This window comes from Nocardia sp. NPDC055053, assembly GCF_053608285.1.
In genome coordinates this window covers 14869-30757 of the sequence record NZ_JBSGVD010000054.1, presented here as the reverse complement: position 1 = coordinate 30757, position 15889 = coordinate 14869, and the positions used below count along the sequence as shown (strand labels likewise).

At 68.4% G+C, this 15889-nt stretch carries 13 protein-coding genes and 1 tRNA gene; 5 read left to right on the top strand and 9 right to left on the bottom strand.

Annotated elements, in window-relative coordinates:
• The first annotated feature begins 158 nt into the window (after positions 1–158).
• The gene (locus tag ACWF82_RS32070) at positions 159–1127 is read left to right on the top strand and encodes a patatin-like phospholipase family protein (protein WP_452507320.1); all 969 of its coding nucleotides are present in this window, start codon (positions 159–161) and stop codon (positions 1125–1127) included.
• 62 nt (positions 1128–1189) lie between these two features.
• Entirely contained in the window at positions 1190–1534 is a 345-nt protein-coding gene (locus ACWF82_RS32065) for a hypothetical protein (RefSeq protein WP_452507318.1), read from the top strand.
• A 16-nt stretch (positions 1535–1550) separates the two neighbouring features.
• Here the strand turns inward: ACWF82_RS32065 and ACWF82_RS32060 are convergent, their stop codons facing one another.
• From ACWF82_RS32060 to ACWF82_RS32045, 4 genes are all read right to left on the bottom strand, one after another.
• A complete protein-coding gene (locus ACWF82_RS32060; protein ID WP_452507316.1) occupies positions 1551–2666 on the bottom strand; it encodes a metallophosphoesterase in 1116 nt (371 codons plus the stop codon).
• 34 nt (positions 2667–2700) lie between these two features.
• Complete coding sequence (locus ACWF82_RS32055) at positions 2701–3819, bottom strand: YVTN family beta-propeller repeat protein (protein WP_452507314.1); 1119 nt, start codon at positions 3817–3819, stop codon at positions 2701–2703.
• 262 nt (positions 3820–4081) lie between these two features.
• Positions 4082–5422, bottom strand: a complete 1341-nt coding sequence (gene lat, locus ACWF82_RS32050) for an L-lysine 6-transaminase (protein ID WP_452507312.1) — start codon at positions 5420–5422, stop codon at positions 4082–4084.
• 65 nt (positions 5423–5487) lie between these two features.
• Entirely contained in the window at positions 5488–5940 is a 453-nt protein-coding gene (locus ACWF82_RS32045; RefSeq protein WP_071926582.1) for an Lrp/AsnC family transcriptional regulator, read from the bottom strand.
• A 114-nt stretch (positions 5941–6054) separates the two neighbouring features.
• Between ACWF82_RS32045 and amaB the strand changes: the two genes are divergently transcribed.
• Positions 6055–7578 (top strand): L-piperidine-6-carboxylate dehydrogenase, encoded by a 1524-nt coding sequence (gene amaB / locus ACWF82_RS32040; RefSeq protein ID WP_452507310.1) that lies wholly within the window; start codon positions 6055–6057, stop codon positions 7576–7578.
• A 52-nt stretch (positions 7579–7630) separates the two neighbouring features.
• A tRNA-Met gene (locus tag ACWF82_RS32035) sits at positions 7631–7704 on the top strand.
• Positions 7705–7749: 45 nt separating this feature from the next.
• On the opposite strand, the gene ACWF82_RS32030 is transcribed toward ACWF82_RS32035, so the two are convergent.
• The 5 genes from ACWF82_RS32030 to ACWF82_RS32010 all read right to left on the bottom strand — a co-directional run bounded on the left by ACWF82_RS32030 (position 7750) and on the right by ACWF82_RS32010 (position 10950).
• Complete coding sequence (locus ACWF82_RS32030; protein ID WP_452507308.1) at positions 7750–8283, bottom strand: histidine phosphatase family protein; 534 nt, start codon at positions 8281–8283, stop codon at positions 7750–7752.
• Positions 8284–8383: 100 nt separating this feature from the next.
• Positions 8384–8689 (bottom strand): hypothetical protein, encoded by a 306-nt coding sequence (locus ACWF82_RS32025; protein WP_452507306.1) that lies wholly within the window; start codon positions 8687–8689, stop codon positions 8384–8386.
• Between the two features lie 12 nt (positions 8690–8701).
• Positions 8702–10171, bottom strand: a complete 1470-nt coding sequence (locus tag ACWF82_RS32020) for a WXG100-like domain-containing protein (RefSeq protein ID WP_452507304.1) — start codon at positions 10169–10171, stop codon at positions 8702–8704.
• Positions 10168–10470, bottom strand: a complete 303-nt coding sequence (locus ACWF82_RS32015; protein WP_452507302.1) for a WXG100 family type VII secretion target — start codon at positions 10468–10470, stop codon at positions 10168–10170. Before ACWF82_RS32015 ends, ACWF82_RS32020 begins: the two co-directional genes overlap by 4 nt.
• An 18-nt stretch (positions 10471–10488) precedes the next feature.
• Positions 10489–10950, bottom strand: a complete 462-nt coding sequence (locus ACWF82_RS32010; protein WP_452507300.1) for a WXG100 family type VII secretion target — start codon at positions 10948–10950, stop codon at positions 10489–10491.
• 10 nt (positions 10951–10960) lie between these two features.
• Here ACWF82_RS32010 and ACWF82_RS32005 point away from each other — a divergent pair, with 10 nt between their 5' ends.
• Positions 10961–15886: an Lhr family ATP-dependent helicase gene (locus ACWF82_RS32005; protein WP_452507298.1), complete on the top strand. Its 4926-nt coding sequence runs from the start codon at positions 10961–10963 to the stop codon at positions 15884–15886.
• The last annotated feature ends 3 nt before the right edge of the window (positions 15887–15889 follow it).

Sequence of the window (15889 nt, the reverse complement as noted above, 5' to 3'; positions counted from 1 at the left end):
CGTATATCAAGTAGCAAGTACGACGTAGAAGGGCGCCGGTCGATCTCGACCGGCGCCCGTCGTCGTTTCGACACATTCGCCGCGACCCGGTGAACGGGCGGCGAAGATCATGCATCCGACCAGGCCGGACTCCCGCACCCTGTCGTATCGTGGGTCGGGTGACCAGCAGTGCGCGTATCGATCAGGACCCGTCGGCTTCATCGGGTCCGGCCACGGTCGCCGAGGTGATCCGTAGCCGTAGGGAGTCCGGGAACCGCGGTGACGGGAATCGCCTGGCGCTGGTGATCGAGGGTGGCGGCAGCCGCGGTGTGTACTCCAGCGGCATGGTGCAGGCTCTCGAGGAGCTCGGCCTTTCCGCGGTCTTCGACGCCGTCTACGGCACGTCGGCGGGTGCGATCAACGGCGCCTGGCTGCTGTGCGGGCGGGCGGCGACGGGCATGCGGTCGTGGACCGACGCGACGATCATGCGCCGGGTGGTCGATCCCGTGCGGATCCTGCGCGGGCGCCCGGTCTTCGATCTGCGCTACTTGGTGCACCACGTCTACGACGGCATCGAGCCGATGGACTTCCCGGCCATCCTGGCCAACCCCACCACCTTCCACCCGATCGCGACCGACGTCCGCACCGGCCGGTCGGTGGACCTCGGCCCGCACATCGTGGACAAAACCACCCTGATGACCGCGCTGCGGGCCTCCGCGGGCCTGCCCCTGCTCGCCGGTCCCCCGGTCGACCTCGGCGGCCGCAGCTACTTCGACGGCGGCCTGTCGGAGACCGTCCCGATCCGCACCGCCGTCGCGGCGGGCACCACCCACGCCTTGGTCCTGCGCACCCGTCGCTCCGACGAAGTCCGCCCGCCCGCACCCCTGCTGCACCGCATCGTCGGCGGCGGCTACATGCGTGCCATCGCCCCCGGCGCTTTCCGGGCGTGGTCCCAGCGCCCCGGCCAGCAGGCCGTCGAGGACGACTTCCTCGACGGCCTGGGCGACCGCGTCCTCCAGGTCCACCCGCCCGCGGGCGCCCCCGCCATCGACAGCGCCGCCCGCGACACCGACCTGCTCACCCGCGCCCTCGACATCGGCCGCACCGCCGTCCACTCGCTGCTGGGCGCCACCCCCCGCCTCGCCTGACCCGGCGAACGCGAGCAACCCCGCCCTCCGGACAACCCCCGGCCCGCCAATACACTCCTGGCGTGGAACCGATCGAGATCAACGCCGGCGCCTGGTACCTGCGCGCTCTCCGGGCCGACGAGCGCATCGACGACCGGCCTGCCCTGGCCGACGGCGGCATCACCGATCCCGGCTACGTGGCCACCCGCTCGGCTCAGTGGGCCGACGAGTCCCACTTCTCCTGGGCGGTCTGCGTGCCGACGACGGCCGAACTGGTCGCCGAGATCGGCGTGACACCCGGACCGGACAACACCGCGACCGTCACCGGCTGGGCCCGCCCCGGCGAGGACGAGGCGCTGGCTGCCGGCCTGGCCTCCGTCCACCGATTCGTCGCTGGCGCACTGGGTCTGACCGCAGTCCCCGCCTGAGCCGCGGCCGGGCGCGTCAGCCGGCCCGCAGCGTCACCACCGCGATATCGGGCGGTGCGCCCACCCGAACCGGTGGTCCCCACGCACCGACACCGCGGGTCGTGAACATCTGCATCTCGCCTACCCGGCTCTCACCGGCGACAGTGCCGTTGATCCACTTCACCGGGTACATCAGCGGCCACATCTGCCCGCCGTGGGTATGCCCGGACAGCTGCAACCGCACGCCGTGCTCGCTCGCCACCGTCCCCTGCAACGGCTGGTGGGCGAGGAGCACGGTGAACCGGCCCTGCTCCTGCCCGGCCAGCGCGGCCGCGACGTCGGGCGCCGGATCGGTGGCGTCGAAGTCGTAGACCCCGGCGATGTCGATGGACGCGTCCCCGACCGTCACGGCGGCGCGGCTGTTGCGCAGCGAGGTGAGCCCCAACCGGTCGTAGTAGTCGAGCCAGTTGTCGGGCCGGTTCACATACCCTTCGTGATTGCCGGCGACGACGAATTTCCCGTACTTCGACCGCAATCCGGCCAGCGGGTCGATGTCGGGGCCGACGTATTCGACCGCACCGTCGAGCAGATCCCCCGGCAGCACGATGACATCGGGCTGCTGCTCGTTGACCAGCTCGACCACCCGCCGGGTGAAGTCCGCGCCACGTGCCGCGCCGACATGGATGTCGGCCACCACGACGACGCGCAGACCGTCGAACTCACGCGGCAGCTGCGCGAAGGTGAGGTCGGCCTCGACCACCCGCGGCCGGTTCGCCTCGACCACGCCGTAGGCGACCGTGCCGACGGCGGCGACGATCACCACCCCCGACAGCACCCGGATCAGCCGGCGCCGGTCCTGATACTTCAGCAGGCGAGCCACGAGCAGCACCAGCCCGATCACGATCAGCCCGATCCCCAGGTAGAACAGGACCGCGAGCCAGACCTCACCCACCCAGACGATCGGCCGGACCGGCTCCGGCGAGAAGGCGCTTCCCGCGCCGACCGCGACGAACGGCGGGATCCACAGCAGCACGAGCGCGATCGCGGCGGCCCGGCGCGCGGCGACGCCGAGACCGGGGGCGACCGCGAAACGCCGGTACAACAGCCAGTGCACGAGGCCGAGCACGGCCCCGACGAACAACATCTGGAGCATTCGCACATGGTGCCATCACGGCCGGATCCACCCGCTAGCGCATGACCCCCGTGTGCCCGGTGGAGTAGCGCCCCGGCTGCGGCCACACCGTCAACCCGTGCGGCCCGTGGTCGACGGGGATGCGCGCCAGCAGGTTCCAGTTGACGATGTCGACCGCGTATACCTCGTTGTCGTGCCTGCCCGACACCCAGAACACCAGCCCGTCCGCGGAGATGTTGCCCATGTCCGGGCTACCGCCACCGGGCAGGAACCACTTGTGCACCAGCCCGTTGGCGCCGAAGTCCCACACCGAGATGCTGCCCTCGTGCCGGTTGGTGATCAGCATCTGCTCGGAGTCACGCGTCACGTAAAGCCCGTGCGTCCCTTTGCCGGTGGCGATGAATCCGGTGTTGACGAAGGTGTGCGCGTCGAAGGTGTAGATGCCGTCGGCCATCATGTCGGCGACGAAGAAGACGTGCCCGTCGGGCGAGAGTTTCACGTCCTGCGGCATCCCGCCGCGCCCGCCCGGCAGGTCGATCATCTTGATCAGCGTGCGCTGCGCGACGTCGAAAACCGCCATCCGCCCGATGAATTCACAACTGGCGAGGGCGAAGCGCCCGTCCGCGGTGAAGTCCATGTGATCGACGCCCGCGCACTCGGGCACCGCGAGCGCGTGCAGCTTCTGCCAGGTCACCGGGTCGTAGAAGTCCAGCGACTTGTCCGCCTCGGCGACGACCAGCGCGAACTTGCCGTCCGGCGTGTAATACATGTTGTACGGGTCGCGCACCGGAATGGCCGGTCCCGCAGGCGCTCCGGTGCGCGGGTCGATCGGCAGCAGGCTGCCGCCCCCGATCGGCAGATCGTTGGTGGCGTACAGGGTCTGCATGTCGTAGGACGGCACCACGTGCTGGGGTTCGGAACCGCCCGAGGAGAACGTGTCGAGCACCTGGAAGGTGTTCTGGTCGATCACGGTCACCGTGTTGGACTTGCTGTTGGGCACGTAGACCAGCGGCCGGTGATCGGCGACCGACGGGCTGAGTTCCCGGTTGGCCGCGTAGATGTCGGTGGGCGAGAGCGGCGGCGGCATGCCTGGCAGCAGGTCGGTCATGTGCGGCGGCATGGCGGTCGGCGAGGTGGTCGACGTGGGCGCCGCTGTCGGCTGATCGGCCGTCACGGCTTCACTGTTCGAACAGCCGACCGTGACGGCGAGCAGCAAGGTGGTAGCAATTTGCCCGATTCGCTCGATTCGGCGGTTCATGCGCAGCACCGTTCCATGCCGTAAAGACATCCGGATGACATGGATGCGAAGCCTAGAAGCTGCCGCAGCGAAAAGCCAGCTATCCCGCCTCTCCGCGATTTCAGCCAGACTCAGGCGCTACCAAGGCAATACGGGCGGCCGGCGGCAGCAGCCGCCGACGCAGCCCGTACCCGACGAGTTACCCCTGTTCTCGCGAAAGCACGGCATCGAACGCATCGGCGACCTGCCCGAGTTCTTCCTCGGTGACCGTCAGCGGCGGACGGAACCGGATACCTCGCTCCCCGGTCCCCAACACCAGCACGTGCTGGCGCTCCCGCATCGCCGTCACCACCCGATCCCGCAGGTCGTGGCTGGCCAGCGTGATCGCGCACATCAGACCGCGCCCGCGCGGCTCGCTCACCTTGTCCGGATGCGCGGCGGCGAGCTGACCGAGCTGGTCGAGCAGGTAGGCCCCGAGTGCCACCGACTTCTCGATCAGCCGTTCCTGTTCCAGCACCTCGAGAATGCGCCGGGTGCGCACCATGTCGGTGAGGTTGCCGCCCCAGGTGGAGTTCAGGCGGGAGTTCACCCGGAAGACATTGTCGGGCACCTCGTCGACCCGCCCGCCCGCCATGACGCCGCAGACCTGGGTCTTCTTGCCGAACGCCACCACATCGGGCTCCAGCCCCAATTGCTGGTAGGCCCAGGTGGTTCCGGTCATCCCGACGCCGGTCTGCACCTCGTCGAGGATGAACAGCGCGTCGTTGTCGTGACACAGCCGCTGCATCGCGCCGAGGAACTGCGCGCGCAGGTGCCGGTCACCGCCCTCGCCCTGGATCGGCTCGGCGATGAAGCAGGCGATGTCGTGTGGGTAGTCGGCGAAGGCCTGCGCGGCCTGCGCGATGGCCCTGGCTTCGAGCGCTTCGATATCGGTGCCCGCCAGGGTGTGCGGCGTCTCGATGCGCGGCCAATCGAACTTCGGGAAGCGCGCGGTCTTGATCGGGTCGGTGTTGGTCAGCGACATCGTGTAGCCGCTGCGGCCGTGGAAGGCTCCGGTCAGATGCAGCACCTTGGTGCCGAGTTCCGGTGAGCGGCCGTGTGATTCGTTGTGCCTGCTCTTCCAGTCGAACGCGACCTTCAAGGCGTTCTCCACGGCGAGGGCACCACCGTCGATGAAGAACAGATGCGGTAGCCGCGGATCGCCGATCACGCGGACGAAGGTCTCGACGAAGCGAGCCATCTCCACGGTGTACATATCGGAGTTGCTCGGCTTGTTCAGCGCGGCGGTGGCCAGTTCGGCGCGGAAGCGCTCGTCGTCCGCCAGCGCGGGATGGTTCATCCCGAGCGCGTTGGAGGCGAAGAAGCCGAACATGTCGAGGTAGGCCGTGCCGTCACGTTCGTCGATGAGCGTGCGGCCGTGCGACTTGTGCAGATCGAGCACAAGTTCGAAGCCGTCCGCGAGGATGTGCGAGGACAGGATTTCGTGGACCCGGTTGGCGGGGGTGACCGCCGCGCCGGGGCGCTCCAGTTCGATGGTCACAAAACCGAGGGTACGCAAATATTTACGGAACCTCTACGGAATCGCGGAACTATTACGAGGAATCGTTACCTGTCATAGAATGTCTGCAGGATGATGGTGCTGCGCGTCCGCACATTGGCGGTGGCCCTGATCTCCTGCAGCAGCTGTTCCAGGTGCCGCGGCGAGGCGACCCGGACCAGCAGGACGTAGCTCTCCTCGCCCGCCACCGAGTGGCACGCCTCGATGCCGGGGATGTGCTGCAACAGGGCGGGCGCGTCATCGGGCTGGGACGGGTCGAGAGGAGTGATCGCGACGAACGCCGATAACAGGTGGCCGAGCGCTTCGGGATCGACATGCGCCGCGTACCCGCGGATCACCCCCCGCGCTTCGAGCCTGCGCACCCGCGACTGCACTGCCGAGACCGAGAGGCTGGCCTTCTCCGCCAGGTTCGACAACGTGGCGCGACCATCGCTCATCAGTTCTTTGATCAATAGTCGGTCGATATCGTCGAGCTGGGGTCTAGCCGGTGTATCCGCCATCAGCGAAGGCTAACGCAGCACGGGGGTCGCGCGGGGAAAACTTCTTTCTGTTCCCCCACCGAATTCCACCGAACTTTTCCGTGAGCCGTACCAAACAGCAGAAGGTGAGCAGCGATGACCCAGACCGTGACCGAGCACTTCTCCGAGCAGCTGGCGCTGCGCGCCATGGCCCTGCTGCACGGCCTCGGCGCGAGCGTGCCCAAGCCCGGCTCCTTGCTCGCGCGCACGCCGATCTCGGGCGGCACGCTGCTGCCGCTGACCGCTGACACGCCCACCGAGGTCGACGCCGCGATCGGCCGGGCCGCCGTCGCGTTCGACGCGTGGCGCACGGTGCCTGCCCCGGTTCGGGCGGCGCTGGTGCGCAGACTGGCCCAGCTGCTGGTCGCCCATCAGGGTGAACTCGCCGAGCTGGTCACCCTGGAGGCGGGCAAGATCGGACCGGAGGCGCTGGGCGAGGTCCAGGAGATGATCGACGTCTGCGAGTTCGCGATCGGCCTGTCCCGCCAGCTCTACGGCGCGACAATGCCTTCCGAGCGGCCGGGTCACCGGCTCATGGAGACCTGGCATCCGCTCGGCGTCGTCGGCGTGATCTCGGCGTTCAACTTCCCGGTCGCGGTGTGGGCGTGGAATACCGCCATCGCGCTGGTCTGCGGCGACACGGTGGTGTGGAAGCCGTCGGAGACCACGCCGTTGACGGCCCTGGCCTGTCACACGCTGCTGCGTCGCGCCGCCGTCGATGTTGGCGCGGATCCCGAAGTGCACCAGCTGATCCAGGGTGACGCGACGGCAGGCGAGGCGCTCGTCGACGACTCCCGGGTGGCGCTGCTCAGCGCCACCGGTTCGGTGCGGATGGGTGGTGTGGTCGCGCCGCGGGTGGCGGGCCGGTTCGGCCGCTGCCTGCTGGAGCTGGGTGGCAACAATGCCGCGATCGTCGCGCCGAGTGCCGATCTGGAGCTGGCGGTGCGCGGGATCGTCTTCGCCGCGGCGGGGACGGCGGGTCAGCGCTGCACCACGCTGCGCAGGCTGATCGTGCACAGGTCGATCGCCGATCAGCTGGTCGAGCGGCTCGCGGCGGCGTATAGCCAACTGCGCGTAGGCAATCCGCTCGACGACGGGGTGCTGGTCGGGCCGCTGATCAACGAACGCGCGTTCACCTCGATGCAGAAGGCGCTCTCGCGGGCCGTAGACGAGGGCGGCGAGATCGTCTGCGGCGGTGAGCGCATCGAGCTGGTCGGTCCCGACGCCTACTATGTGCGGCCCACGGTGGTGCGGATGCCCGCGCAGACGGAGCTGGTGCGCGAGGAAACCTTCGCGCCGATCCTCTACGTCCTCGCCTACGACGACATCGAGGCCGCCATCGCGCTCAACAACGATGTGCCACAAGGTCTTTCCTCGTCGATCTTCACCCTCGACCAGCGCGAGGCCGAACGATTCCTCGCCGGCTCGGACTGCGGCATCGCCAATGTCAATATCGGGACATCGGGCGCCGAGATCGGCGGCGCGTTCGGCGGCGAGAAGAACACCGGCGGCGGGCGCGAATCCGGGTCCGACTCGTGGAAGGCCTACATGCGCAGGGCCACCAACACCATCAACTACTCGACCGAGCTCCCGCTGGCCCAGGGGATACATTTCGGCTGATCAGAAACCGATTTCGTCATCCGCGCCGCGACGTGTACAGTGGTGTTTACGACGCGGGATGGAGCAGCTCGGTAGCTCGCTGGGCTCATAACCCAGAGGTCGCAGGTTCAAATCCTGTTCCCGCTACTAGACGAAAGCCCCGGAGTTTCGACTCCGGGGCTTTCGCCGTTTCTAACCGAGGCGCAGTGTCCAGTTCCCGCGGTAGTGCAGCCGGGTGACGCTCGCTGGCGGAACATCGATGCGCCAGAACGACTTCGGCGGCGCGTCGAGCACGACGAGCAGCACCGCCCTGATCACCGCCGGATGCGTCACACCCACCGTGTCCAGGCCCGCCGAGGCGATCTCGGCCAGCCAGAACCGCGCCCGGTCGACCAGATCTGTCACCGATTCGCCACCGTGCCCACGGAATTCGGGATCGGTGAGCCACGCGAAGAGCTGATCCTGTGCCAGACTGCCCATCTCGGTCCCCCGCCACGACCCGGAATCGAGATCCCGTAATCGCGCATCCGGCTCACCGACCAGCCCTAGCGCCTCCGCCGTCTCCCGGGCTCGCCGTTCCGGCCCGGTCCGCACGTGGGCACCGGCCAGCACCGCGTCCGCGCGCAGCGCACCGCGCCCCGACTCGTCCAGTGGTTCGTCGACAGGGAATCGCGCCTTCCGTACCGCCTCGGTCAAGCCATGACCGACGAGGTCGACTCTGAGCACCGTTTGCACGAGAGCCCAGAGTAGCGCCGGCCGGAACGACGGTGTGACCGAGGACACCGATCTACCGCATAGCCCTGTGGGTGTGCGGCCGACTCAGGGACTATTCGCGGTAGCTGATCCGCCGACCGTCGTTGTCGTAGGCCGGTCGACCTTCCTTGTCGAACCATGCACCCGTGCTGGGATCGCGGGTCCAGCCCTCGAACTCCGTACCACCCAAGTCATCGGAGAACCGACCGCCGAACCCTGGCGTCGTCCCGGTGGGGGCCGGGCCCAGCGTTCGGCGCTTCTCCTCGAACTCGGCGAACATCCGTTCGCTGCGTGCGATATCCTCCGCAGAAGGTCGCAACCCCTGCTGCTCGGTTTCCTCAGCGGAATAGAAGACCTTGCCACCGAAGTCTTCCGGCATGTGGGTTTCTCCCTACATTTCCGTCATCTTGATCACGGTCCGGCCCGTTGCCGGATCGATGGTCTTGCTGTGGACGAAGAAGTTGGTCCCCGACGAGAACAGCACCTCGTCGGGGGTTCCGTACTCACTGTAGTCACGACCGTTCTTGCTGACGATCAGGAACTCGACCTGCGAGTTCTGCACCGTGAGTTCGTTCACCCCGCTCGGGTTCGTGCTCGCCGAGGTGAATCCTTTCTCGGTGACCGCCTGCCCCGGCTCGTATCGGGCAAGCTGTTCGGGGGTCAGATTGGTATTCCGGGTGACCAGCCCTTCGTGGGCGGGCATCTTTCCGAGCGCTTCGTTGAGCGCATCGATCTGGCGCTGTTGGTCGGGAGTCGGTGTTTCGCCGGTGCGCAGGATGTCGGTCAAGGACCGGCCGCGAAGGTCACTCGGCCCTTGGAGTAGGGCCCGGCGATCATCGTCGCTCAGCCCGGCAGCCTTGGGCGTCCGATCAGAGTCGCCCTTGCCTCCTAGGCGGTTATAGAGGTCTTCGATTTCCTTCTTGGCCTTTGACATCGCGGCAGCGGCATCGTCGGCCAAACCCTTGAGCTGCAACGCTTTGCGCGCGCGCCACGCCGACACCGCTGCCTTGATCTTCACAGACCACCGACGAGCCGACTCGACCGCTTTGGCGCCGGCGATCAGGCCACCGACACCGGTCAGACAGGTGGCGATCACCGTGACCGCTGCATCGATAGCAGCCTCGATGATGATGGCTTCGATGAACTCCTTGATCTCGTTGCGGAGTTCCTGGATCGCGCCCTGGTAGTCGGTGCACGACTTGCTGATCTGTTTACAGGTGTCAAGCAGCGCCGCGATCGACTTCTCGATCTTCTTCAGGTCTTCGCGGACCTGCATCGCATCATTGGAGGTCACGCCATCGAACAGGCCGGCCGCGATCGTGATCTTGTCTTTGGCGTTGGTGTTCTGATAGATCCTGCCGAGACGATCCCACGCGTCCGCCGCTTTCGCGAGGGTGTCGGTATTACCGTCCGGGAGCGGACAATTGATCGCGTCGAGAACATCGATCGCAGTCTCTGCAAGACCTTGCGGAGTCCCACCAGCCGCCGACGCGGGCAGAGCATACGGTCCGAACGTCGCCGTCGATGCCGAATCCGCCGGCCTTTCCGGTTGCGCTGTTCCCTTGATCGCGGCATCGGACTTCGCGTGCTCGAAACCGAGGTCGTTGAGCGCCGTGCCGTAAGCACGCAGCGTCTTATATGTCTGCCCGTAGAACGCGACAGCATCCCGAGCAGACTGGTCGTAGGAAGTCGCCCACGCTCGACCATCTTCGTCCCGGCCGGCCATCATGCCGTAACCGTTGAGTTCACCGAAGATGTAGGTAAAGCTGTCGAACAGCGATGCGGCCGCGTCGAAGCAGTTGGTCGCCGCCTGGTAATAGACCTTGGGATCGACTTCCAGCTTGGTGACCGTCGGCGTCATACGCCCAGGATCTTCAGCGTCGTCGAGGCAGCATCGGTGTAGCTTTGGTGCGCGGTCTTCGCAGCCGCCTCCAGTGCCGCCAAGCCTTCCTGCATATCGGTGACACCGGCGCGCCACTCGGTGTGTGCCTCGGTATAGGCCGCGGCCGCGTCACCGGACCACACCCCCTCGACCTCCTTGGCTTTGGCGTCGAGCGCAGTCAGGACATCGGCGACTGCGGCCAGGTATCCGCGCATGCGCGCGGTCAACTGGTCGAGCTGGTCGAGGTCAACCGAGAACGCGGGAGGTTCGGTAGTCATCAGATGTCCGCTCCGGCTTCAGAGGTTCAGCGTGTAGGTCGCCGCGGCATTCGATTCATCGACCGCAAGCAGGGTTTCTGCAGTGATCCCCAACTTGTCCGCCAGCTCGAACAACGCATCCCACACCTGATCGGCACCCAGATGGAACTCCTCCCACCCCGCGGTGAACACACCAGCATTGTTCCCGGTCCAGGTCTCGATCGTGGCCCGCATATCGGTCGCCAACGACGCGTATCCGGCCTGGCACTCCTTCGCCACCTGGAACGCCAAACGCCCCAGCGCTTTGACTTCCTCAGGCTCGACCGAAAGGGTCGAAGGATCTCCCGTAGCCACCAAAATCCCCATTGAACTGCCCAGGCCGGGCGCGGTCTCCCACAGATCGTTGCCGGAAGACCATCTCCCGGATACAAGGTCGGCCGACAGTGTAACCAGAAGCATTCCGCTATTGCCCTTGGTGGGATTGTCGGTGGGTCGGTGCACACTGAAGGCTATGGATCGGTTCTCTCCCGCTACTGCGCAGTGGTTCGACGGGGCCTTCGCCGGGCCCACGTCCGCGCAGTTGGGGGCGTGGGAGGCGATCGCGGCGGGCGAGAACACGTTGGTTGTTGCGCCGACCGGGTCGGGGAAGACCTTGTCGGCGTTCCTGTGGGCTATCGATCAGCTGGCTACGCGACCCGCACCCGAACCGGGGACGCCGCGCGGGACGTCGGTGCTGTACGTCTCGCCACTCAAGGCGCTGGCCGTGGATGTGGAGCGGAATCTGCGGGCGCCGCTGGTCGGGGTCACGCAGACCGCCAAGCGGCTGGGGCTCGAGCCGCTCGACATCTCCGTCGGCGTGCGCTCCGGCGACACCACACCGGCGCAGCGGCGGGCCATGCAGCGCACGCCGCCGGACATCCTCATCACCACGCCCGAGTCACTGTTCCTGCTGCTCACCTCGGCGGCGCGGGAGACGCTGGCCCAGGTCGACACCGTGATCGTCGACGAGGTACACGCCATCGCTGGCGGCAAGCGCGGTGCACACCTGGCGTTGTCGCTGGCCCGGCTGGATCAGCTGACCGAGCGACCGGCGCAGCGGATCGGGCTGTCGGCGACGGTGCGTCCGCCGGAAGAGGTCGGGCGGTTCCTGGTTGGGTCGGCGCCGATCACCATCGTGCGGCCGCCCGCGCCGAAGACGTTCGATCTGTCGGTGCGGGTTCCGGTGGCCGATATGACCGATCCCGGTGACTCCGACCAGCCGGGCTCGATCTGGCCGCACGTCGACGAGGCCATCGTCGACCTGGTGCTCGAGCATCGGTCTTCCATCGTGTTCGCCAACTCGCGCAGGCTTGCCGAACGGCTCACCGCGCGGCTCAACGAGGCCTACGCCGCCCGGCTCGGCGAACCGGTGGACACCGAGCACGCATCGCCCGCCCAGCTCGGGCCGTCCACCGAGGTGATCCACGGCGCCGACCAGCTGCTGGCACGCGCCCACCACGGGTCGGTCAGCAAGGAGCAGCGGGCGATCATCGAGGACGACCTCAAGAGCGGGCGGCTGCGCTGCGTCGTCGCCACCAGCAGCCTCGAGCTCGGCATCGATATGGGCGCGGTCGACCTGGTGGTGCAAGTGGAGGCGCCGCCGTCGGTGGCCAGCGGATTGCAGCGGGTCGGCCGGGCCGGGCACCAGGTGGGCGAGATCTCGCGGGGGGTGCTGTTTCCCAAGCACCGCACCGACGTCATCCACTGCACCGTCGCCGCCCAGCGCATGCTCGCCGGCGAGATCGAACTACTCCAGATCCCCGCGCACCCGCTCGACATCCTCGCCCAGCAGACCGTCGCCGCCTGCGCACTCGAACCCATCGACGTCGATGCCTGGTTCGACATCGTCCGCGCCACCGGCAGCTACGCGAACCTGCCCCGCTCGGCCTACGAATCCGTCCTCGACCTGCTCGCGGGCCGCTACCCCTCCGACGAGTTCGCCGAACTGCGCCCCCGCGTGGTGTGGGACCGCGACGCGGGCACCCTCACCGGCCGCCCCGGCGCGCAACGCCTCGCCGTCACCTCCGGCGGTGCCATCCCCGACCGCGGCATGTTCGCGGTCTTCATGGTGGGCGAAAAGGCTTCGCGGGTGGGCGAACTCGACGAGGAGATGGTCTACGAGTCGCGCGTCGGCGACGTCTTCGCGCTCGGCGCCACCAGCTGGCGGATCGAGGAGATCACCTTCGACCGGGTGCTGGTGTCGCCCGCCTTCGGCCTGCCCGGCCGACTTCCCTTCTGGCACGGCGACGGCCTCGGCCGTCCAGCCGAATTAGGCACTGCCCTTGGCGAATTCGTGCGCAACGCGGGCCAGGTATCCGCCGACGAACTCACCCGCATCGTCGCGGGCATGGGCCATGGACCCGCCGCTTTCGCCCCGGGGACCACTGCCTCAACAGGGTCCGGCGTCGACGGCGGGAAAACACCGCCTAGCCCGGGTTCGAAATCCAGCGCCCGCGCGAAGCGGACAGATGCGCAGCCTGCCGACGAACTGAGCAAGCCTGCTGCCCGCCTCGACGAACTGGTCCGGAAAGCGGGCCTCGACCAGAACGCCACCGCGAACCTGGTCGGGCTCCTGGCGGAACAGCGCTCCGCGACCGGTCAGCTACCCACCGACCGCACCCTGGTCGTCGAGAGATTCCGCGACGAACTCGGCGACTGGCGCCTGGTCCTGCACTCCCCCTTCGGCACCCCGGTGCACGCACCGTGGGCACTGGCCGTCGGCGCCCGGCTTCAGGAGCGATTCGGCATCGACGCCGCGCCGACCGCCTCCGACGACGGCATCGTGGTGCGCCTGCCCGACACCACCGACGATCCGCCCGGCGCCGAACTGTTCGCCTTCGAACCCGACGAGATCGACGACATCGTCACCGAACAGGTCGGCGGCTCCGCGCTGTTCGCGTCCCGGTTCCGTGAGTGCGCCGCCAGGGCCCTGCTGCTGCCCCGGCGAGACCCCGGCAAGCGTGCACCGCTGTGGCAGCAGCGGCAGCGCTCGGCCCAATTGCTCGATGTGGCACGCAAATTCCCGGATTTCCCGATCCTGCTGGAAACCGTCCGCGAGTGCCTGCGCGACGTCTACGACCTGCCCGCACTGCGTGACCTGCTGACCAAAGTCGCCCGCCGCGAAGTACGCCTGATCGATGTCGAGACCGCGACACCGTCCCCCTTCGCCAATGCCCTGCTGTTCTCCTACATCGGCCAGTTCCTCTACGACGGCGACAGCCCCCTCGCCGAACGCCGCGCCGCCGCACTGGCTCTGGACTCCAGCCTGCTCGCCGAACTACTCGGCCGCGTCGAACTGCGCGAACTCCTCGACCCCGCGGTCATCGCCCTGACCGAACGCGAACTCCAGCGCCTCACCCCCGAACGCTGGGCCCGCGACGCCGAAGGCCTGGCCGACCTCCTGCGCCTGCTCGGCCCCCTCACCCCCACCGAGGCAGCCGCCCGCTGCGTGCGGCGCAGTGGCGGCCAGGCAGCCACTCTCCGCGCTGAACCAGGGGCGGACCTGCGGGCGCCGAACGCGGACACTCCCGACGTCGACGACGCGGCCGAGGACCGGACCGTTGACGACATCCTCGCCGACTCCGATGCCCCCGCCTGGTTCGCGGACCTGCGCGATGCCCGTCGCGCACTGGAGGTTTCGTTCGCGGGCCGGACCTGGTGGGTGGCCGTCGAGGACGCCGCGCGCCTGCGGGACGCACTCGGTGTGCCGTTGCCGATCGGCGTGCCCGCGGCGTTCATCGAACCGGTCCCGGACCCGCTCGGCGACCTCGTCGGACGCTACGCCCGCACCCACGCACCGTTCACCACCGCCCACGTCGCCGCCCGCTTCGGCCTCGGGTCGGCGGTCGCCGCGACCGCCCTGCACCGGCTGCTGGCCGAGAAACGGGTGGTGGAAGGCGAATTCACGCCCGCGACGGCAGGCACCGAATGGTGCGACGCCCAGGTGCTGCGCCGATTGCGCCGCCGGTCGCTGGCCGCGGCCCGGCACGAGGTGGAGCCGGTGTCCACCGCCGCCCTCGGTCGTTTCCTGCCCGCCTGGCAGCACGTCGGTTCCGGCGAGCTGCGCGGCATCGACGGCGTCGCCTCCGTGGTGGAACAGCTTGCGGGCGTACCGATCCCGGCCTCGGCATGGGAATCGCTGATCCTGCCGACGCGCGTGCGCGACTACTCCCCCGCCATGCTGGACGAACTGATGGCCAGCGGCGAGGTCATCTGGTCCGGCCACGGCGCGATCACCGCCCGCGACGGCTGGATCGCCCTGCACCTGGCCGACCAGGCCCCCTTCACCCTGCCACCACCCGACGATATCGATCCCACCGATACCCAGCTCGGCCTCCTGGCAGCCCTCGGCGCCCCACTCGAACCCTGGCCCCCACGCACCGAGCCAACGCCGGCAATCGACCTCGACGGGGGCCGAGGCCAGGACCTCCCTCCGCCAGCCGATCAAGACAACCCGCGACGACTTCCGGCCACCTTGCACGGCGGCGGCGCCTTCTTCTTCCGCCAGCTCTCCGACGCCACCGGCCTCCTCGACGACAAGGCCGTCGGCGACGCACTCTGGCAACTGGTGTGGGCAGGTTACGTCTCCGGCGACACCTTCGCCCCGGTGCGCGCTCTCCTCTCCGGCACCGCGCGCAGCACCACCGCCCACCGCACCCCGCGCCGATCCCCGCGCGGCCGCGCCTACCTCCCGCGCCCGTCCATGCCGACCCGCACCGGCCCACCGACTCTGGCAGGCCGCTGGTCGATCCTGCCGGAACGAGTGCAGGACAACACCCTTCGCGCCCACGCCACCGCCGACCAGCTGCTCGAACGCTACGGCGTCCTCACCCGCGGCTCGGTGCAGAACGAGGGCGTGCCGGGCGGCTTCGCGCTGATGTACCGGGTACTGACCGAGTTCGAGGATCGCGGCCGGTGCCGCCGGGGCTATTTCGTCGACACCCTCGGCGGCGCCCAGTTCTCCACCACCGACACCGTCGACCGGTTGCGCTCGTTCGACACCGACCGCGGCACCGCCGGGCCCGGCGTCGCGCTCGCCCTGGCCTCGTGTGACCCCGCCAACCCGTACGGTGCCGCGCTGCCGTGGCCGAAAGGCGACGCCGAGGGCGGACACCGGCCCGGCCGCAAGGCAGGCGCCCTGGTGGTGCTGGTCGGCGGCGAGCTGGTGCTCTACGTGGAACGCGGCGGCAAGACGCTGCTCAGCTTCACCGAGGACCCCGGCCTGCGCCGGATGGCCGCGACCGCACTGGCCGGTCTCGTGCACGACCGCAGGGTCGACGGGCTGGTGATCGACAAGATCAACGGAGAAACCGTGCACGGCAACACCTTCGCCGACGTCCTCGTCGAGGCGGGCTTCTCGATGACACCGCGCGGGCTGCGACTGCGCAGGCAGGTGTAGCCG

What these genes read in the sequence shown, in the direction of transcription:
- ACWF82_RS32060 (WP_452507316.1), bottom strand. Translation starts at nt 2,666, where the DNA reads ATGCTCCAGATGTTGTTCGTCGGGGCCGTGCTCGGCCTCGTGCACTGG.
- ACWF82_RS32045 (WP_071926582.1), bottom strand. Translation starts at nt 5,940, where the DNA reads ATGGCGGATACACCGGCTAGACCCCAGCTCGACGATATCGACCGACTA.
- amaB (WP_452507310.1), top strand. Translation starts at nt 6,055, where the DNA reads ATGACCCAGACCGTGACCGAGCACTTCTCCGAGCAGCTGGCGCTGCGC.
- ACWF82_RS32025 (WP_452507306.1), bottom strand. Translation starts at nt 8,689, where the DNA reads ATGCCGGAAGACTTCGGTGGCAAGGTCTTCTATTCCGCTGAGGAAACC.
- ACWF82_RS32020 (WP_452507304.1), bottom strand. Translation starts at nt 10,171, where the DNA reads ATGACGCCGACGGTCACCAAGCTGGAAGTCGATCCCAAGGTCTATTAC.
- ACWF82_RS32015 (WP_452507302.1), bottom strand. Translation starts at nt 10,470, where the DNA reads ATGACTACCGAACCTCCCGCGTTCTCGGTTGACCTCGACCAGCTCGAC.
- ACWF82_RS32005 (WP_452507298.1), top strand. Translation starts at nt 10,961, where the DNA reads ATGGATCGGTTCTCTCCCGCTACTGCGCAGTGGTTCGACGGGGCCTTC.